The sequence below is a fragment of the Streptomyces sp. NPDC111520 genome, from assembly GCF_055635295.1.
In genome coordinates this window covers 1-17,193 of record NZ_JBVKBW010000020.1, presented here as the reverse complement: position 1 = coordinate 17,193, position 17,193 = coordinate 1, and the positions used below count along the sequence as shown (strand labels likewise).

Genomic DNA, 17,193 nt, shown 5'->3' with positions numbered 1-17,193 from the left:
GTGACCGTCAGTCGAAGACGATGACCATGCGCCCGACGACGTCGCCGCGGCCCAGGGCCTCCAGGTTGTCGTTGATGTCCTCTAGCCCGACCTTGGTGACGTTGTGCTTGACGAGGCCCGCTTCGGCGAGGGAGAGCACCTCGACCAGGTCCAGGTGGTTGCCCCAGAAGGAACCGAGGTAGGTCAGCTCGGTCCCCACGAACGGGAACTGCTTGTGCTCGACGTGGTGACTCATGAGGCCGACCGCCGCCAGCACACCCTCTGGACCCAGCAGGTCGAACCCCATGGAGATGGACGCGTTGCTGCCGACGCAGTCCAGGATGGCGTCGATCGTCCTGCGGCCGGTGAGCTGCTCCAGTTCGTCCTGGATGGCCTCGGTGGACTTGTCGCGGACGTTGATCCCGTGGTCGGCTCCGTTCTCCTTCGCCACGTCCAGCTTGTTGTCCTTGCGGGCCAGGGCCACCACGGTCGCTCCGCCGCCGAGCAGCTTGGCGTACTGGACCGCGTAGCTGCCCAGGCCTCCGATGCCCGTGACGGCGACGGTGCGGCCCGGACCGAGCTTGCCGGTGTCCCGGAGCTTGCGCATCCCGCGGTACGGGGTCATGCCCGCGTCGGTCATCGGGGCGAGGACCTCGGGCGCCTTCGCCGCGTTCTCCGAGACCGGGATCGCGTGGCGGCCTTCCACGGCCATGTACTCCGCGAAGCCTCCGGGGGGCCCGAAACCCACCCACCTGCCGTTGCCGCTGCACAGCTGTTCGTTGCCCTCCCGGCACTGGCGGCATGTGCCGTCGCCCCAACTGGGGTTGACCACGACCATGTCGCCCTCGGAGTACCCCACCGACTTCGGTACCGCCCTGCCCATACCGGCCACCCGGCCGGTGACCTCGTGGCCGGGGATATAAGGGAGATCAACGGGGAACGGCACCTCGAAGTATCCGTTGAGGAGCTGGTAGTCACTGCGGCACATGCCCGTCGCGGCGACCTTCAGCAGGATCTCGTCCGGCGCCGGGTCTGGCATGGGAACGTCTTCGATTCGAAGGGGCTCTTTGTATCCGTGCATCCGAGCTGCTTGCATCTGCATGGTGCCGCCTCGCTTTCGCTGACAAGTACGGGTTACGTGCCGCGCAGCGTGACGGGCTCGGGTTTCGTCGCAGGCCACCGCAGCCGCCCCCGCCCCTTACCTACCTCCAGGTTCCTGCGTCCGCCGCCACGACGCATCCCGGACGGAGCGTGGCGAGGCACCGCCGACGGCCGGCACGGCGACATCGTCGTGGCACCGACGCCACCAGCCGCAGGGACACAGCAAAGTCAAACCATCAGGACCGATTGCCAACTGACAATTACGGTCATAGCGTTGATCCAGGGCAGGACCGGGCCGGGCGTGGATGCGGAGGCTCTTCATGATCAAGCCCTACGGTCCCTACGACTTCATGCCGCCGATCCCGGACTTCGCGGTGAGTTCGGAGTCCGTCCCCCACGGCGGCCAACTCGCCCTCGAGCAGGCCAGCGGCATACTGGGAGCAGGCGGGTCCGACATCTCACCGCAGCTGAGCTGGACCGGATTCCCCGACGAGACGCAAAGCTTCACAGTAGCGATGTTCGATCCGGACGTACCCACCGCCTCGGGTTTCTGGCACTGGGCTGCGGCCAACCTCCCGGCTTCCGTGACCGACCTTCCGGCCGGGGCCGGAGACGGGAGCGACCTTCCCGGCGGCGCGGTGACACTTCGCAACGACGCCGGTTACCGCAGGTACCTGGGGCCGGCCACGCCACCGGGCAACGGCCCCGACCGATACTTCCTGGTCGTCCATGCCGTCGGCGTGGACAAGCTGGACGTGTCCGAGGCGACGTCTCCCGCCCTGATGGACTTCCTCTTGTTCACCCACGCCATCGCGCGGGCCACGATGTACGGCACCTTCGAGCGATGAGTACGTTCCGGGCCCTCTCACGGAGGTGATCCGACAGCGGTGCCGGGGAACCGCGCACTTGCGCGGTTCCCCGGCACCGACTGCCGGCTCCTTACCCGGGGTGGCCCCGGTGGACGTCCGCGGATCGCAAAGACGTCACCAGTCCGAGTTGGTCGCCCCCAGACTCAGCAGGACCTGGTCGAAGGTGTTGCCGTCGTTGTCGTCGGTGTACGCCATGGAGAGTGTGCCGAACGGGGAGGAAGCCAGCGCGAGCTGCTCCTGCCGGCCCGCCGTGACCTGGCTGACGGACTGGGCCGGCAACCGGCCGGCGGAGGTGCCGTCGGGGTTGAGGCCCCGGGCCCAGACCGCCGGATCGGTGCCGGCGACGCTCCAGCCAACCACGGCGTCGCGCTGGTCGTCGATGCCGAGGGTGGGGTTGCCCGCTCCCGCTCCGCCGGAGACCTCGACCTCGGCCGAGCCGGCGGTGCCGGTCGCGGTGAACGACCGGGCCCAGACGCCGCGGGTCCCGGTGTGGTCGGACTCCCACGCCACGGCGAAGTCGCCGTTGAAGTTCGCGGCCACCGCCGGGCGCTGCTGCTGCCCGTCGGCAATGCTGTTGGCACTGCGGCGGCTGAGGGTGACCGCCCCGTTCGCCTTGGCCAGCTTCACCAGTCCGATCTGGTAGGTGCCGTTGTTGTCGGTGTCCTCGTCCCAGACGACGACGGCGTCGCCCGAGGCGGACGTCGCGATGTCGGGGTTGTGGTGCGCGCCGCCGGTCGCGTTGACGGTCACCTCGTAGGCCTTGGTCGTGGTCCCGGTGAACCCTGCCGCCTTGACCGTCGCCGCCGCGGTGCCCTGGATGTCCTCCCACACCACGGAGAACGCGACCGCCGTGGTGCTGCCCGGCGCACCGTCCGGATCGACCGCTACGCGCGGATGGATCTGCTGGCCGTCGGCGCTCGCGTTGGCCTGGCCGGAGCCGAGGAGTGCGCCGGCCGGGGAGAGGACTCGGTAGGTGATGTTGTAGAACCCGTTGCCGTCCGGGTCCTCGGCCCACACGACGACGGTGTTGCCCCGGTCGTCGATTCCCACGTCGGGCTGGAGATGCCGCCAGGCCACGCCCGAGGTCCCGCCGGCCGAGAGCTTCTTCTCGTAGGCGGAGACGCCGTTGCGGTACATCCGCACCCATACGTCGCTGTGCGCGTTGTCGCCCGGGGTGGCCGAGTCGCGGTCGTCCTCCCAGACCACGGCGGTGTCGCCGAGGCGGTTGGCGGCGATCGAGGAGGTGTCCTGGTCACCGGCGGAGTCGCTGTTCGCGGTCGCCCAGGACGAGGGTCCGGCCGCGGAGGCCGGGGAGATCATGGCGAGGACCGCGGCGAAGCCGGCAACGGTCGCGCCCAGTACGGAGAGCTTACGCATCGGCCAACCCCGGCTGTCCGTCGTGAATGACAAAGGTCCGCGCGGTCGTCGCCGCCGCGCCGTGTTCGGTCACCGTCGCCACCGACCGGAAGTCGGCGGTGAGCTGCGACCGGGTGATGTGCGTGCGGACGTAGCCACGCCGGTTGGAGTAGAAGCGCAGGTGCGGGTTGAGGGATCCGTTGGGGATCGCCGTGGTGGCGGTTCCGTTGCCGGTGCTGGTGATGGAGGTGCAGACGAGCTCGGAGCCGATCGTCGCCGAGGACGGGTTGGTGTAGTCGGCCTTGAGGTCGTTGCCCCACGACGCGTGCACGTCACCGGTGAGGACGACCGGGTTGCGTACGCCGCGGTCGATGATGCCCTGCTGGATCCGGGCCCGGCTGCCCCGGTAGCCGTCCCAGGCGTCCATGTTCATCGCGCCCGCCGAGTTGACGTTGCGGGCGAAGAAGACCTGCTGGCCTATGAGGTCCCAGGTGCTCAGGTGCTGTCCGAGCCCGTCGAGCAGCCACGCCTCCTGGGCCGGGCCGGTGATCGAACGGGACGGCAGATCGGCGTCGGCGCAGACCTTCGTCCCGTCGCCGCAGGCCTGGTCGTCGCGGAACTGGCGGGTGTCGAGCATGTGGAACGTGGCGAGGGTGCCCCAGCGGACCCGGCGGTAGAGCTGGATGCTGTTGCCGGAGGGGGTCGCGGCGGCCCGCAGCGGCATGTTCTCGAAGTAGGCCTGGTACGCGGCGGTGCGGCGCGCGGTCCACTGGGCCGCCGTGAGCGCGGGGCTGCTGTCGGCGCGGACCATGTTGGCGTAGTTGTTCTCCACCTCGTGGTCGTCCGGCACGACCAGCCACGGCGCGATCGCATGCGCGGCCTGCAGGTCGGGGTCGCTGCGGTAGAGCGCGTAGCGGCGGCGGTAGTCGGCCAGCGACACGATCTCGCTGCCGAGGTGCTGGCGCACGGCGCCGGAGGTGGCGCCGCCCTCGTAGATGTAGTCGCCCAGGTGCAGGATCAGGTCGGGGCGGTCGTCGGCCATGCGCCGGTAGGCGGTGTAGTAGCCCTGCTCGTAGTGGGCGCACGAGGCGAAGGCCATCGTGAAGTCGCGCCCGACCGTGTTCGGAGCCGGCGCGGTGCGGGTCCGGCCCACCGGGGAGATGAATCCCTGGGCCCGGAAGCGGTAGTAGTACTCCGAGTCCGGGGCGAGTCCGCCGGCCAGTACGTGGACCGCATGGGCCTGTGCGTAGCGGGCGGTGAACGTGCCGGAGCTGACGAGGCTGGTGAAGTTCTGGTTGGTCGACACCTGCCAGTCGACGGCGACGTCGGCGTTGGGCATGCCGCCCTGGCCGTCCGCGTTGGTCGGTGTGGGAGCCAGACGTGTCCAGAGAACCACGCTGGTGTCGTCCGGTTCGCCGGAGGCGACACCGAGGGTGAAGGGGAAGGGAGTGGAGGCGGCGGCCGACGGCTGGGCCATCGCCCCGAGTTGGAGCGCTGCGACGCTCGCGGTGGTGAGCCCGCCAAGGATGAAGATGCGGCGACTGAGGTTGCTCATGGCCGCAGATGCTCGCGGCCACGGGTGAACTTCCCGCCCTGCGACGGGGGCGGTCAAATGACATGATCGAACCGCGAGTTGGTGGGCATTTATACGGATGTCGCGGGCGTCGGCGCCGGCGCTCAGCCGCTGATCAGCCGTTGCGGTTCAGCCGCGCTGTTCACATTCCCGGCGTCTGTTAACCACCCGTCCAATGACGGCTCTGAGGCGCAACCTGTCCTTCATCTACCGGCATGCCTCGGCCACGGGACTGAGGCTGACCGCCGTGGACGTCGCCGTGATCGAGGTACGCCGAGCAGCCGGCGCCCCGCACGGGACTGTCGCCGACGTCACGCAGGCCGATGTCCCATGACCGCCTGCGCTCCCGCCGGCTTCCGCTGTACCGCCGCAGAGGCCGCTCTCGGCGTCACCCAGATTGCACCCTCCAACCCGTCGCTCACACCGCCGCCCGCCCACTCGCCGGCTCGGGACCGGCACCGACGCGCTGCTGTCCGGCCTCCGCGTTGCCCGCCGGCCAGGGGACGGCGGCTGGACGTGGAGGTGCGCTGCATCATGGCCGGAGGCCATGACGGTCCGCGAGACCGACCAAGTTCTCGGCGCGAAAGACCTCGAAGGCTTTCGACCGGTCTGCCTCGTTGAAGTTGGTGGCGTCCCAGCGATGACGTGATCCGTTGTGCGCTGGGGGGCGGTCCCGCAGGCTCCCGATCGATGCGGAGGCCACCGCGGTGACCACGACGACCCCGCATCAGCGCACGCGGAACAGAGCACGCGGCGCAACGGTCACCGCTCCAGGCAGCTGGACCCGGAGACGGTCGCGGCGCCGCCACGGGCGTGCAGGCCGCGGGTGGTGACCCACCCACTCAAGTCTACGACTGTACACTTAGCTGTGCAGCACGAGCCGGTCACGAGCGAATCAACGGATTGGCGTGTGGCACCGGCGCCGCCACCGCATGCGGCGCCGGCTCGCAGCCGACGGGACTGGTCCGGCCGGGTGAGGAGCGCCCGGTCTTACGGTGCGACGACTGGTGCCGGCTCATAGGCTGCCGCCATGACCAGTACCCCTGTTGCGATGCCTCACGATGCCTTCGCCCTGCTGCTGGAAGGCAACCAGCGCTTCGTCAGCGGGGCCCCCGAGCACCCCAATCAGGACGCCGTCCGTCGCGCCGAGATCGCCCCCGCCCAACAGCCCTTCGCCGTGCTGTTCGGATGCTCCGACTCACGCCTGGCCGCGGAGATCATCTTCGACCGCGGCCTGGGTGACCTGTTCGTGGTCCGCACCGCAGGGCACGTCATGGGCGCGGAGGTGATGGGCAGCATCGAGTACGGCGTCGACGTACTGGGCTGTCCGCTGGTCGTGGTGCTCGGGCACGACTCGTGCGGCGCGGTGGGCGCCGCGTGCGCCGCGCTGGAGGACGGCATGGCACCGGCCGGGTACGTCAGGGACGTCGTAGAGCGGGTCACCCCCAGCGTCCTGGCGGCACGGGCCGCGGGACGGACCGAGCCGGAGGAGATCCTCGCCGAGCACATCAGGCACACCGTAGACCTGCTCCTGGACCGGTCGCGGGCACTCGCCGAGAAGGTCTCCGCCGGACAGGCCGCCGTCGTGGGCCTGTGCTACCGGCTGGCCGACGGCAGCGCACAACTCGTCTCGGCCCGCGGCCTCGACGCCGCGGTCCCTGCAGCGTCCTGAACGAAACCGTCAGGCCGCCCGTGGCAGACACCTGCGCCCGGGGAACGACCGCTGCTCATGCGGACCGGTCGGGATCGTGCACATACCGAGTCTGCGGGAGCACATGAAGGTGCGGGCGGTGATGTTGCTCGCGCCCGCTCAGCCGACCAAAGGGTTCGCCTTGCGCGCGTCGGTCAGGGCTCGCTGTCCGAGGTCGCCGCCGAGCAACTGCATCGTGGCCGCCAGGACGTCATCCCTGCCGATGGTCCGCCCGTCGCCCTCGCGGGTTGACAGGGCCCGGTGGGAATCCCCGAGGAACGGGGGTGGGGCCGGTTCACCCGGCATCAGCAGGGCGGCGGTGCCGAATCGTTTCACTCCGCCCTCCCGGACGACCATGGCCGCGTCCCGGGCGAGATCCGTCAGGAAGGCGCTCGCGATCCCGTCCAGGTCGCGGACCATCGCCGGCACGGCCGTCACCCGCTGGCTCCGCAGCAGCTTCTTGACCCCGGCCTCGAACCTGTGGGCGCCGACCACAGCATTCGGTTTGCGCGACCTGCTGCGCCTACGGGGCGGCACGATCACGCCCTCGGCGTCGTGCAGGACACCGGTGAGGCCTCGGAACGTCGGGCTGTGGTCGTACCAAGCGGTCCCCACCTCGAGCTCGACGTCCCGGTCGATCGCCGCGAGGAGGTCGCCGGGGATCAGCCTCTTCCGGGCCTCCTCCCCCGCCGCTCTCCTCCCGCCCTCGATGATCTCCGCCAGCACTGTCCGCGTGACCGAAGCGGCGGCCCACGCGGCCGACCGAGAGACGTGCATCGGGGTCACGTCCCTGAACACCGCTTTGACGAGAGAAGGCTTGAACGGCGAGACATCCGTCACCGAGGCGGTCTCGGGACCTCTGCGCTCAGGGTGTGCGGGCAGTGTGGTCATCGGAAGGAATGCTCCCTGCCGTCGGGGTCATCAGAGACACACACCTCATCATGCGGACCCGCTCCCTTTCCCACCCCCCGTCGAAGGGGCTGCGGATCAAGGGCCTGACGGGCGCAATTCCGCGCCGTCCGCCTGCCGAGGTGGCGACCCTTTGCGCATTAGATGCTAGGTGTAATCTTAATGGAGGTATGGTCGGATTGCCGGCCGGGATGTGCCGGTGCACGGTCGATGCACGGACGGACACCATCCGTGCACGTGCTGCCGGCGAAGCAGAGGGGAAGGAATCAATGACCTCGATCTTGATCACGACAGCCAACGGCGCGACCGGCCGTCCGATGGTCGACTACCTGCTCAGGGAAGGCTTCGACGTGCGCGCCATGGTCCGCACGGACGACGAACGGGCTCAGCGGCTCCGTGACAAGGGCGCCGACGTCGTCTTCGGCGACCTGCTCAACCTCCGAGACGTTCGCAAGGCCATGGAGGGCGTCCAGCGCGCGTACTTCAACTACCCGATCGGCGACGGACTGGTGGAGGCCGCGGTGATGTTCGCCCAGGCCGCCAGGGAGGAGGACCTCGAGCTCATCGTGAGCATGTCGCACTTCCAGTCCCGGCCGCACGCACACAGCAAGGCCACGCAGAACCACTGGCTCTCCGAGCAGGTCTTCACATGGTCGGGGGTCCCCACCACCCATCTCAGGGTCACGTTCTTCATGCAATGGCTGCTCTACATCTCCGGGCTGATCCGCTACGGCCGCTATGTGATGCCCTTCGGCAAGGAGAGCCGGTTCGCCCCCATCGCCGGCCGCGACATCGCGCTGACCGCCGCCAACATCCTCGCCTCGCCCGAAGAACACGGTGGGCAGGTCTACGCGCTCACCGGCCCTGTGGAGTACAGCCACGAGGAGCTCGCCGCCGAGGTCGGCCGGGTGCTGGGCAGGGACCTTCCGTACGAGCAGGTCACCGCGGCCACCTTCCTCGAGATGCTCGGCATCGGAGGTGACATGGCGAAGCTCAAGCACTTCGAGGCCGTGAACCTCGATCAGCAGGAGGGCCTTCTCGCCGGCATCAGCGACACGGCGCCGCGCATCAACGGGCAGCCGCTCACGACGGTCGAGGAGTTCGTCAACGAACACCGCTCGGCCTTCGAGCTCGACTACGACAAGCCGAACGCCTAGCCGGCCGGCGCGGTGCGCCTCTCACGCACCGGTGACGGCCACGAGGTCATCGGTGTTCCGGGTTCGGGAAGTCGGGGCGGCATCCGGCGTCCCACTCGGCGCGCTGGTTGCCGTATACCGGGAATCCCCCTTCGCGTCGCAGCATGGCCGCCAGATGCAGGAGGTTGTAGGTCATGAACGTCGTGTTGCGGTTGGTGAAGTCGTTCTCCGGGCCGCCCGAGCCCGGGTCGAGGTACGAGGGGCCCGGTCCGGCCTCCCCGATCCACCCGGCGTCGGCCTGCGGCGGAATGGTGTAGCCGAGATGCTGGAGGCTGTAGAGGACGTTCATGGCGCAGTGCTTGATCCCGTCCTCGTTCCCGGTGATCAGGCAACCGCCGACGCGTCCGTAATAGGCGTACTGTCCAGCCGCGTTGAGCAGGCTTGAGCAACCGTAGAGCCGTTCGATGACGCGCTTCATCACCGAACTGTTGTCCCCCAGCCAGATGGGCCCGCACAGCACGAGGACGTCCGCGGCCAGGACCCGCTCGAACAGATCCGGCCAGGCATCACTGGACCAACCGTGTTCCCTCATGTCGGGCCAGACCCCCGTCGCGATGTCGTGGTCGACCGCGCGGACCGTCTCCACCTGCACGCCGTGCCCGCGCATGATGCCCGCGCTCACGTCGATGAGCCCCTCGGTGTTGCTGACCTCCGGCGAGCGCTTCAGCGTCGTGTTGACGAACATGGCGCGCAGTCCTTCGAACTGCGGCACCTGCGCCGCGGGGGCGTTCGTCGGGTGGGCCGTCACCTGTTCCTCCCAGCATGGGTCCTGTCGGAGGACACCCGGTCGGGAGCGATGTCCTCCTTGAGGAGGCTCACCCACAGACGACGCCCGGGCAACCCGACCACCGGGCGTACCCTCACCGCTAGCGTGGTGGGTGCTCGTCGAGGATCCGCGCGACGGATTCGGCGTCCTCGGCGTCGATCCTGGCCGCCTCCTGCAGGACCCGCTCGATACTGGCCCGCGGAATGACCACTGCTCCCGCCGCGTCGGCGAAGACGTAGTCACCGGGAGTCACGCACACACCGGCGATCTGCACCGCGACGTTCGCCGCGAACGGCATGATGGTGTCGCCGCCCCAACGTGTCGCCTCGCCCTGGCACCAGGTCGCGAACCCGTAGTCGCTCAGTTGGGCGAAGTCCCGCAGCCTGCCGTCCGCCAGCACTCCGGCCAGCCCGTGACGAGCGACCCGGGACAGTTTCGTACCGCCCGCATGGGAGAGGTCCGGATAGCCGCCGCTGGAGAGCACCAGGACCTTCCCGGCCGGGTCGTCGCCGATCGCCTGATCGAAGAGCTCGCCGAAGCCGGTCTCGGTCTGCGGCAGGTCGTCCCGGTAGGGCAGAAAGGCAAGGGTGACGGCCGGCCCGAAGAGCGGTTTGGTGGGGTCGGGGCTGGACAGGGCGACGATGTGCGCGCGGTGGTGGTGAAGGCGGCCCATCGCGTCCACCAGAGGCGCGCAACCGAGCCGTGCGGCCGCGGCCGCGTACTCGGTGCCGTGATCACTGCTCATGTGTCTCCTCCTGGCCCGCTCGCGATCGGTCCGCCACGCTGCGGAGCGCCGTGTTCCGGGCGGGCCCCAGGCGGTTCGGGAGCGTCACATGGGCGAGCGCGGCTCCCGGTTGGCGGGCCCGGGCACTTCGCCGGGCGCCCGCAGCGCCGCGGGGGTCGCCGATGACCCGTTCGGGTGATCGCCGAGTGATACGTCCGTACTCACGAGCGCGCGCCTTCGCGGCAGCGCGGTTCAGCCGATCCTAGGACGGAATCGGCTCGCCCGCCCGGGCTGCTGCAGCGTGGGCATGCTCCCGGCAGCGGCGGAGCGCCGGTCAGGTCAGCTGGTTGCGTTCCAGCGAGAAGTAGGTCACCTGGTAGTGGCTGCTCTGGATGTGCGAGGGCAACTGCCGCACGTGATCGGCGCGGATGGTGGTGTAGACGTCGTGCCTGGTCATTCCCGGCGCGGGAGTGTAGGTGCCGGAGAAGGTCATCAGATCCTGGTCGCGGTGACTGAAGGTGATGATGAAGCAGTATTCGACGAGGGGTTCCGCGGGGTGCGACATGGTCGCCTCTCGGTGGTGTGGGCTCGGCTCTGCCAGTACGACGTACGGGTGATCCATCGGGTTGCGGTCGTCGCCGTTGCGTGCTGTCCGACTGGGTGCAAGGCATGCAGGGATCCGACGCCTTCGACGTGTGACGGAGAAGCCGGGGCACGCAACAGTGTTGCGGTTGCTGGACCCCGTCTCTACGTCTGCGCTCCTTGCCACCCGTCGCGCTCCCGGTGCTCCCGTGCGCTGCTGCAGCTCCGTTGGGCTGGTCGCAGGCCGGGCGGCATGGTGGGGGCGGCTGATTCCGGGGACTGCGAGGTGGGGGTGTGGGTGGAAACCGCTGGCCCGTCCAGAACATCGGCGTTGGATCTTCAAGCTGTGCGGTCGGGGGTAGATGCCGTGCTGGACGCCTTCTTCAGCTCCCGCCTTCGCACTGCCGAGACGGCAGCTGAGGGGACGTTCGTCCTCGCCAGGGACGTGAGCGACTTCGTCACCCGCGGCGGGAAGCGGCTTCGTCCCCTGCTGTGCGCGGTGGGCTGGCACGCCGGCGGGAGGACGACGGTCTCCGACGTCGTGCTGCGGACGGCGGCATCGCTGGAGCTGTTCCACGCCTTCGCACTGATCCACGACGACATCATGGACCGCAGCGACCTGCGTCGCGGGGCGCCGACCGTGCACCGGGCCGCGGCGGCGCGCTACCCCGATCACCCGGCTCGCGAGGATGTGGGGACAGGGGCAGCCATCCTGGCGGGGAACCTGGCTCTGGTCTGGTCCGATGAGCTCCTGCACACGGCCGGCTTGTCTCCGGCTGAGCTGGCCGCGGTGCTGCCGGTGATCGACGTGATGCGCACGGAGATCGTCCACGGCCAGTACCTCGATCTGACCACCCGCGTGGACGCGCGCGGCGGGGTCGAGTCGGCGCTGCGGGTAGCGCGCTACAAGACGGCCAAGTACTCCTTCGAACGGCCCTTGCACGTGGGTGCCGCCCTGGCCGGAGCCGGGGAGCGACTGCGCGCGGCGTTGAGCGCCTTCGCGCTCCCGGCCGGGGAGTCCTTTCAGCTGCGTGACGACGTGCTGGGTGTCTTCGGCGCATCCGAGCAGACCGGGAAGCCGGTGCTGGACGATCTTCGTCAGGCCAAGCCGACGGTCCTGATGGCCTTGGGGTACCAGCGGGCGGACACCCGGCAGCGGCTCGTCCTGGACACCCTCGTAGGCCGGCCGGAACTCGACGAGCACGGGGCAGAGCGCGTTCGGCGTGTCCTGCGGGAGACCGGGGCCTTGGACGCCGTCGAAGACATGATCCGGCTGCGTCATCAGCAGGCACTCCAAGCCCTGGCTGACGCGGCCTTCCCGGCACCCGCGGCCGACGCGGCCCGGAGGTTGGTACACGGCGTCGCGGAGCGTACGGCATGACCCGGCGTCAACTCGCCGACAGGGCCCGGGCAGTGGAGGAGTGCACCGTGGCTGAGTACACCGCCCCCTCCGACCCGGATTCCCGCGATGTGGCCGGAGCCGGCCCGGACATCGTGATGCGACTGCCGGCGATGTACTTCCCCATGCCGTGGCGCCGCCATCCCGAGGTCGAGCTGCTCGAGGAGCAGGGCCTGGCCTTCATGGAGCGGCACGGCCTGTGCCACGGGCCCGGACGCCGTGAACGGGTCGCGGGCACCAGGTCCGCGCTGTTCTTCGCGGGCAACTGCCCCGGTGCCGACACCGAGCGGCTCCAGATGGCCGTGGACTGGACGTACACGATGTTCGTGTTCGACGACTTCGCCTGCGACGAGGAATCCCCCGAGGATGCCTTCTCCTTCCTCGACCTGGCCGTGCGCGTCATCCGCACGCTGGAGAGCCCGACCGCGGGCCTGCTGCCACCGGAGAATCCCTTTGCCGGGCCGGTGGTGGAGCTGGCCGAGCGCCTGCACCGCCTGGCCTCTGCGACCCAGCGTCGCCGCCTGGTGGACGCACACCTCTCCTGGTACCTGGGCGTGGCGTGGGAACGCGCGGCCCGCCGGCAGCCTCTGATGCCCAGCCTCAACGACTACCTCTACACCCGCCTCCTGTACGTCGCCGGATTCCCGACCCTCGCCTGGTTCCAGGTCAGCGAGGTGGACGACATCCCCGACCAGGAGATCAACGCCCCGGCCGTGCACGCGCTCACCGAGATGGCCAGCATGGTCGCCGCCCTCGACGACGACCTGTTCTCCTACGGCAAGGAGCTGTGGTTCGCCGCCCGGCGGCCTGCTGAGACGGGGCCCGTCCTGAATCTGGTCGGCCTCTACCTCGCCCAGCCCGGGTGCACCCAGCAGGACGCCCAGAAGCAGGCTGTCGCCTTGCGCGACCGCATCCTGGCCCGCTTCATCGAGGTTCGTGACATCGTCCAGCCGACCGCCTCCGAGCCACTGCGCCGCTATCTGTCCAACCTGACCTGCCTCATCCGCGGCAACTACGAATGGGGCATACGGGCAGGCCGCTACACCGATCCCGACGGCCGCCACCCCGGCGCCGTACGCGTGGCAACGAGCCCCGTCGCGGACGTTCCCAGCGCGACCGGCGCGCCCTCGGACATCCCTTGTATCGGCTGGTGGTGGCAAGCGCTGCCCACCGACGCCTCGGCCCTCCACAAACCTGCCGACTGACCACCCGTACATGCGGCTTCGGAGCAAAAGATGAAGGACCTTCGGTCACTACCCTCCGCCCCCAACGGGCTTCCTCTGGTCGGTCACCTGCCGCAATTGCTGCGGAATCCGCTGGCGTTCCTGACCTCCCTGCCCGCCCACGGTGATCTGGTCAGAATCCGGCTGGGGCCGCTTGCCGTCGTCGTGCTCTGCGACGCGGAACTCACCCGTCACGTCCTCATCAGTGACCGCGTCTTCGACAAGGGCGGCCCCGTCTACGATCGTGCGCGGGAAGTGGCGGGCAACGGGCTCCCCACCTGTCCGCACAGCGAGCATCGTCGGCAGCGACGCATGATCCAGCCGGCCTTCCACCCTGCCCGTCTCCACGCGTACGCGGAAACCATGACGGGCTGCATCGACGAGCGCACAGCCGGCTGGCACGCCGGACAAGTCCTGCATGTACCCACCGAAATGATGGCGATCGCCTCCAAAGCCGCGGCTGCCGCCTTCTTCTCCCGCACGCTGCCCTCAGCCGAGCTCGGCCGGATCCTCGACGACGTCACCACCCTCATCAACGGCATGGGCCGCCGTATGCTGATGATCCCCCCGCTGGACCGGCTCCCCACCCCACGCAACCGTTCCTACCTGCGGGCCCGAGCCCGCCTGCGTGACACCCTCGACCAGGTCATCGCTCAGCGCCTCGCGGAGGGCACCGACCGCGGCGACCTGCTCTCGGCCCTGATCGCGGCCCGTGACCCCGAAGACGGCGGCCGCGGCATGAGCGCCGCAGAGATCAGCGACCAGACGATCGCCTTCTTCCTTGCCGGGACGGAGACCACGGCGGCCACGGTGGGCTGGGCACTGGACCTGCTGGCGGAGCATCCCGAGATCGAGCAGCGCGTCCACTCCGAAGTGGACACGGTCCTGGGTGGTGCCGCGGCCACCCACGCACACCTGCCCCACCTGACACTGGCCGAACGTGTCATCACCGAAACCCTACGGCTGCGCCCACCGGGCTGGTTCATCACCCGTGTGGTCTCCGCCGACACCGAACTGGGCGGGCACCGACTGCCGGCCGGGACCACCGTCGCCTACAGCGCCTACCTCATCCACCACAAGCCCGACCTCTACGACGACCCCGATGCCTTCGATCCTGACCGCTGGGATCCCAGCCGCCCGCAGCCGCTCCGCCACGCCCTCATTCCCTTCGCGGCAGGCGCCCGCAAATGCATCGGCGACACCTTCGCCACCACCGAGGCCACCCTGGCCCTTGCGACCATCACCGCCCGCTGGCGTCTGGAACATGTGCCCGGCCACAGCACCCGCCCCGCCCTCGCCATGACCCTGCGGCCACGAGATCTCCGCATGCGGGCCCAGCCCCGTACCGGGCTCTGCGGGCGGCGAGCCCCACGGGCCTGGCCGCCCACAGACGCATCCGGACGCTAGGACACCTCGATGCCGTGCTCCTGCACCAGGGCCTCCAGCCCACCGGGGTATCCCTTGCCTCCGATCACGAAGTCCCAGTCGCCACTGGCACGGCGCCGGAAGGAGCCGAGCACCAGGGCTGTTTCGCCAGGGCGGCCGTCGGATACCTCCAGGCGGCCGAGTTCCTCACCATCGGGGCCCAGCAGCCGGATGAACGCGTCGGTGAATCCGGACAGGTCCGCTTCAGGGTTGGTGACGGGATCGACAGCCGCAGCGAGGACAAGCCGGTCCGCCCGGTCGGGCAGCGCGTCGAACGCCACACGCAGGGCGGCCTTGTCCGGGATGATGGCGGTCACCGACCGCACGCTTCCCTCGGGGGTCTGCGGATTGTTGTAGAAGACGAAGTGGTCATCGCTCAGCACCCGCGACCCCTGGCACACCAGGGCGCACACGTCCAGGGCCACGCTGCCCGACCAGGACATGCCGAGCACGTTGTCCTCGTGCGCGGGGCCGGCATCGGTCTCGTCGGGGGCGGGCCGCTGCTGTGGGATGCCGGCCTGGGCGCCGCCGAGCCTGCCGCTCAGACCGTGGCGGTGCAGGAGGTCCACCAGTTCGGGCCCGGCGATCAGTTCCAGCGGTTTTCCGTTGGCGAAGGTGTGCGAACCGGGGCCGAACCCGGAGGTGGTGACGAGCACGCCCTTGTTGGCGCCGGCGTCCTGCACGGTGCCGTACAGATCACGCACCGCGCTGGGCGGCACCGTGTTCCGGTAGCGCTTGACCTGGACGACGATCTTCCCGCCGCGGAATTCCGTAACCAGCCAGTCACCCACTCCACAACATCAGATCAAGCGGGTTCGCCTACCGGAGCGGGCCGGTGCACAGGTGCTGGATGGTGGACGCCAGTGCCCGCTTCAGTACGTCGGCATCCGCCTCGGCGATCGCCTCGAACATCAGCAGGTAGCGCCCCACATGCAGGCCCAGCAGATAGCTGGCCACCAGAGAGGCCCGGATCTCTGCCTGCTCCGGGGCGATGGCCGTGACGATGGGAGCGATCACACACGTGGTGAACAGCTCCCGCATGAGCGTGGCCGCCTCCGGGCGTTCGCATGCCGCGTTGAGCAGGGTGATCGCCGTGTTGGGCCGGCCATCCTGCTCCCAGGTCTCCAGGAACACGTCCGCGAGACGCTCGCCGATGCGGCCGGGGCCCCCGGCGAGAACCTGGCGAGTGACCGTGTCGGGATCGAAAGGCCATTCGACCGTGGCGGCCAGCAGTCCTGCTTTCGAACCGTAGAAGTGCACGACCAGTGAGGGTCTGACCCCTGCGTTCCTGGCAATCTCGCGCAGCGACGTATGGGCGTAGCCCTTCTCGGCGAAGGCCGCACGAGCGGCCGCCAGGATCGAGGCGCGTGTCGCCTCACCGTCCCGCGATCGCGCCGTACCGGGCGCCTGCGCACTGGGCACGCCGGCGCCGGGTGGCGGAGTTTTCGTTGCTGCCATACCGGCAGTCTGACACTCGCCAACTGAACATGTACAGTAGCTGCAGGATACAACTGTACATGTTCAGCACGGCGTGATCATTCACTGCGCGGCCGGTCACGAGCGGCACTCCTGGCCCGCGCGACACCGGCCCCCACGGCACCACGGTGGCGTACGCCACTCCGCACCGGACAGATCGGCGACTCCTGAGTTGCCGGTGAGTCTGCGGGACTCAGGTCGCCGTCCGGGCCTTGACCAGGTTCCGGCGCGTGCATCACTGGTCAGCCGGCGAACGTGTCATATCGAAGGAGTCACTATGAAGCCCATGCTCCCTGCGCTGGTGGTGCAGCCCGGTGAGGCGGCCGCAGCATCGCTCACGGACGGCACGTTCGAGCTGCTCGCCGACGGGGGTGCGGTCAGCGCCAGCAGGCTCACCCTCGCAACCGGTGCCGACGGGGCTCCCCCGCACCACCACAAACTCTCCCACGAGCTCTTCTACGTGCTGGACGGGACGATGCTGTTCCGTCTCGGCGACACACTGACGACGGTGGGAAAGGGCGGGCTCGTCGTTGTACCGCCGGGCCTGCCGCATGTCTTCGGGGCAGCAGAGGGTGAGGTGGCCGACGTGGTGGTCGTGCTCAGTCCCGGCATCGAGCGGTTCGGCTACTTCGAGCAGCTGGCCGCCATCAGTCGCGGCGAGGCGGAATTCGCGTCGCTGCTCCCCGAACAGCACCGCTACGACGTGCACTTCGAGGACCTTCCCGAGTGGCGGTCGGCCCCCTCACGGTAATCCGCCCCTCTGCCCTCGCTGGGCGGGCCGGCTCGATGCCTGCCCTATGAAGCGGCGGGCGCGTGCTCACCTACGCGGCTTAGAAGTCGTCTCATTTGGTGAGTCTGCGATAGCAGATGAGGGTGCAGGCAATGCTGGTGAAGGCCAGGAAGTGGTCGGCTGAGCGTTCGTAGC

Annotated in this window: 16 protein-coding genes and 1 pseudogene; 8 read left to right on the top strand and 9 right to left on the bottom strand. The window is 69.3% G+C overall.

All coding sequences use genetic code 11. The features are described from left to right. Positions 1 to 7: 7 nt before the first annotated feature. The gene (locus tag ACZ7MY_RS34715; protein WP_499608040.1) at positions 8 to 1,018 is read right to left on the bottom strand and encodes a zinc-binding dehydrogenase; all 1,011 of its coding nucleotides are present in this window, start codon (positions 1,016 to 1,018) and stop codon (positions 8 to 10) included. A 382-nt stretch (positions 1,019 to 1,400) separates the two neighbouring features. Here ACZ7MY_RS34715 and ACZ7MY_RS34710 point away from each other — a divergent pair, with 382 nt between their 5' ends. Continuing rightward, positions 1,401 to 1,928 (top strand): YbhB/YbcL family Raf kinase inhibitor-like protein, encoded by a 528-nt coding sequence (locus ACZ7MY_RS34710; protein ID WP_499608037.1) that lies wholly within the window; start codon positions 1,401 to 1,403, stop codon positions 1,926 to 1,928. A 135-nt stretch (positions 1,929 to 2,063) separates the two neighbouring features. Here ACZ7MY_RS34710 and ACZ7MY_RS34705 read toward each other — a convergent pair whose 3' ends face one another. Beyond that, positions 2,064 to 3,326 carry a hypothetical protein gene (locus tag ACZ7MY_RS34705; protein ID WP_499608034.1) on the bottom strand — a complete coding sequence of 421 codons (1,263 nt, stop codon included), beginning with the start codon at positions 3,324 to 3,326 and terminating at the stop codon, positions 2,064 to 2,066. After that, positions 3,319 to 4,860, bottom strand: coding sequence for an alkaline phosphatase D family protein (locus tag ACZ7MY_RS34700; RefSeq protein ID WP_499608031.1), 1,542 nt, complete (start codon positions 4,858 to 4,860; stop codon positions 3,319 to 3,321). The genes ACZ7MY_RS34705 and ACZ7MY_RS34700 overlap by 8 nt, the downstream gene beginning before the upstream one ends. A gap of 193 nt (positions 4,861 to 5,053) precedes the next feature. Between ACZ7MY_RS34700 and ACZ7MY_RS34695 the strand changes: the two genes are divergently transcribed. Further along, a complete protein-coding gene (locus ACZ7MY_RS34695) occupies positions 5,054 to 5,212 on the top strand; it encodes a hypothetical protein (RefSeq protein WP_499608029.1) in 159 nt (52 codons plus the stop codon). Positions 5,213 to 5,929: 717 nt separating this feature from the next. Then, the gene (locus ACZ7MY_RS34690) at positions 5,930 to 6,550 is read left to right on the top strand and encodes a carbonic anhydrase (RefSeq protein WP_499608026.1); all 621 of its coding nucleotides are present in this window, start codon (positions 5,930 to 5,932) and stop codon (positions 6,548 to 6,550) included. 138 nt (positions 6,551 to 6,688) lie between these two features. Here ACZ7MY_RS34690 and ACZ7MY_RS34685 read toward each other — a convergent pair whose 3' ends face one another. After that, positions 6,689 to 7,459 carry a hypothetical protein gene (locus ACZ7MY_RS34685; protein WP_499608023.1) on the bottom strand — a complete coding sequence of 257 codons (771 nt, stop codon included), beginning with the start codon at positions 7,457 to 7,459 and terminating at the stop codon, positions 6,689 to 6,691. A 287-nt stretch (positions 7,460 to 7,746) separates the two neighbouring features. On the opposite strand from ACZ7MY_RS34685, the gene ACZ7MY_RS34680 reads away from it, so the two are divergent. Next, entirely contained in the window at positions 7,747 to 8,634 is an 888-nt protein-coding gene (locus ACZ7MY_RS34680) for an NmrA family NAD(P)-binding protein (RefSeq protein ID WP_499608020.1), read from the top strand. Between the two features lie 46 nt (positions 8,635 to 8,680). Here ACZ7MY_RS34680 and ACZ7MY_RS34675 read toward each other — a convergent pair whose 3' ends face one another. From ACZ7MY_RS34675 to ACZ7MY_RS34665, 3 genes are all read right to left on the bottom strand, one after another. After that, entirely contained in the window at positions 8,681 to 9,358 is a 678-nt protein-coding gene (locus ACZ7MY_RS34675) for a flavodoxin family protein (RefSeq protein WP_499608266.1), read from the bottom strand. Positions 9,359 to 9,539: 181 nt separating this feature from the next. After that, the gene (locus ACZ7MY_RS34670; RefSeq protein ID WP_499608017.1) at positions 9,540 to 10,184 is read right to left on the bottom strand and encodes an RraA family protein; all 645 of its coding nucleotides are present in this window, start codon (positions 10,182 to 10,184) and stop codon (positions 9,540 to 9,542) included. A 313-nt stretch (positions 10,185 to 10,497) separates the two neighbouring features. Further along, positions 10,498 to 10,620: a hypothetical protein gene (locus ACZ7MY_RS34665; RefSeq protein ID WP_499608015.1), complete on the bottom strand. Its 123-nt coding sequence runs from the start codon at positions 10,618 to 10,620 to the stop codon at positions 10,498 to 10,500. A gap of 417 nt (positions 10,621 to 11,037) precedes the next feature. On the opposite strand from ACZ7MY_RS34665, the gene ACZ7MY_RS34660 reads away from it, so the two are divergent. From ACZ7MY_RS34660 to ACZ7MY_RS34650, 3 genes are read left to right on the top strand one after another with little or no spacing between them, the layout of a single operon-like run. Continuing rightward, on the top strand, positions 11,038 to 12,126 hold the full coding sequence (locus tag ACZ7MY_RS34660) for a polyprenyl synthetase family protein (RefSeq protein WP_499608013.1): 1,089 nt from the start codon (positions 11,038 to 11,040) through the stop codon (positions 12,124 to 12,126). Positions 12,127 to 12,173: 47 nt separating this feature from the next. Then, entirely contained in the window at positions 12,174 to 13,349 is a 1,176-nt protein-coding gene (locus ACZ7MY_RS34655; RefSeq protein ID WP_499608010.1) for a terpene synthase family protein, read from the top strand. Between the two features lie 30 nt (positions 13,350 to 13,379). Beyond that, entirely contained in the window at positions 13,380 to 14,774 is a 1,395-nt protein-coding gene (locus tag ACZ7MY_RS34650; RefSeq protein ID WP_499608007.1) for a cytochrome P450, read from the top strand. Here ACZ7MY_RS34650 and ACZ7MY_RS34645 read toward each other — a convergent pair. Beyond that, positions 14,771 to 15,565: pseudogene (locus ACZ7MY_RS34645) on the bottom strand (TerD family protein); the annotation flags it as partial. The gene ACZ7MY_RS34650 and the pseudogene ACZ7MY_RS34645 overlap by 4 nt on opposite strands. A gap of 46 nt (positions 15,566 to 15,611) precedes the next feature. After that, a complete protein-coding gene (locus ACZ7MY_RS34640) occupies positions 15,612 to 16,250 on the bottom strand; it encodes a TetR/AcrR family transcriptional regulator (protein WP_499608005.1) in 639 nt (212 codons plus the stop codon). A gap of 295 nt (positions 16,251 to 16,545) precedes the next feature. Here ACZ7MY_RS34640 and ACZ7MY_RS34635 point away from each other — a divergent pair, with 295 nt between their 5' ends. Continuing rightward, positions 16,546 to 17,019 carry a cupin domain-containing protein gene (locus ACZ7MY_RS34635; protein ID WP_499608003.1) on the top strand — a complete coding sequence of 158 codons (474 nt, stop codon included), beginning with the start codon at positions 16,546 to 16,548 and terminating at the stop codon, positions 17,017 to 17,019. Positions 17,020 to 17,193 lie beyond the last annotated feature (174 nt).

Bases quoted from the DNA above. Each gene is read 5' to 3' on its own strand.
- ACZ7MY_RS34715 (WP_499608040.1), bottom strand. From the start codon at position 1,018: ATGCCAGACCCGGCGCCGGACGAGATCCTGCTGAAGGTCGCCGCGACG.
- ACZ7MY_RS34710 (WP_499608037.1), top strand. From the start codon at position 1,401: ATGATCAAGCCCTACGGTCCCTACGACTTCATGCCGCCGATCCCGGAC.
- ACZ7MY_RS34705 (WP_499608034.1), bottom strand. From the start codon at position 3,326: ATGCGTAAGCTCTCCGTACTGGGCGCGACCGTTGCCGGCTTCGCCGCG.
- ACZ7MY_RS34700 (WP_499608031.1), bottom strand. From the start codon at position 4,860: ATGAGCAACCTCAGTCGCCGCATCTTCATCCTTGGCGGGCTCACCACC.
- ACZ7MY_RS34695 (WP_499608029.1), top strand. From the start codon at position 5,054: ATGACGGCTCTGAGGCGCAACCTGTCCTTCATCTACCGGCATGCCTCG.
- ACZ7MY_RS34690 (WP_499608026.1), top strand. From the start codon at position 5,930: ATGCCTCACGATGCCTTCGCCCTGCTGCTGGAAGGCAACCAGCGCTTC.
- ACZ7MY_RS34685 (WP_499608023.1), bottom strand. From the start codon at position 7,459: ATGACCACACTGCCCGCACACCCTGAGCGCAGAGGTCCCGAGACCGCC.
- ACZ7MY_RS34680 (WP_499608020.1), top strand. From the start codon at position 7,747: ATGACCTCGATCTTGATCACGACAGCCAACGGCGCGACCGGCCGTCCG.
- ACZ7MY_RS34675 (WP_499608266.1), bottom strand. From the start codon at position 9,358: ATGTTCGTCAACACGACGCTGAAGCGCTCGCCGGAGGTCAGCAACACC.
- ACZ7MY_RS34670 (WP_499608017.1), bottom strand. From the start codon at position 10,184: ATGAGCAGTGATCACGGCACCGAGTACGCGGCCGCGGCCGCACGGCTC.
- ACZ7MY_RS34665 (WP_499608015.1), bottom strand. From the start codon at position 10,620: ATGACCAGGCACGACGTCTACACCACCATCCGCGCCGATCACGTGCGG.
- ACZ7MY_RS34650 (WP_499608007.1), top strand. From the start codon at position 13,380: ATGAAGGACCTTCGGTCACTACCCTCCGCCCCCAACGGGCTTCCTCTG.
- ACZ7MY_RS34640 (WP_499608005.1), bottom strand. From the start codon at position 16,250: ATGGCAGCAACGAAAACTCCGCCACCCGGCGCCGGCGTGCCCAGTGCG.
- ACZ7MY_RS34635 (WP_499608003.1), top strand. From the start codon at position 16,546: ATGAAGCCCATGCTCCCTGCGCTGGTGGTGCAGCCCGGTGAGGCGGCC.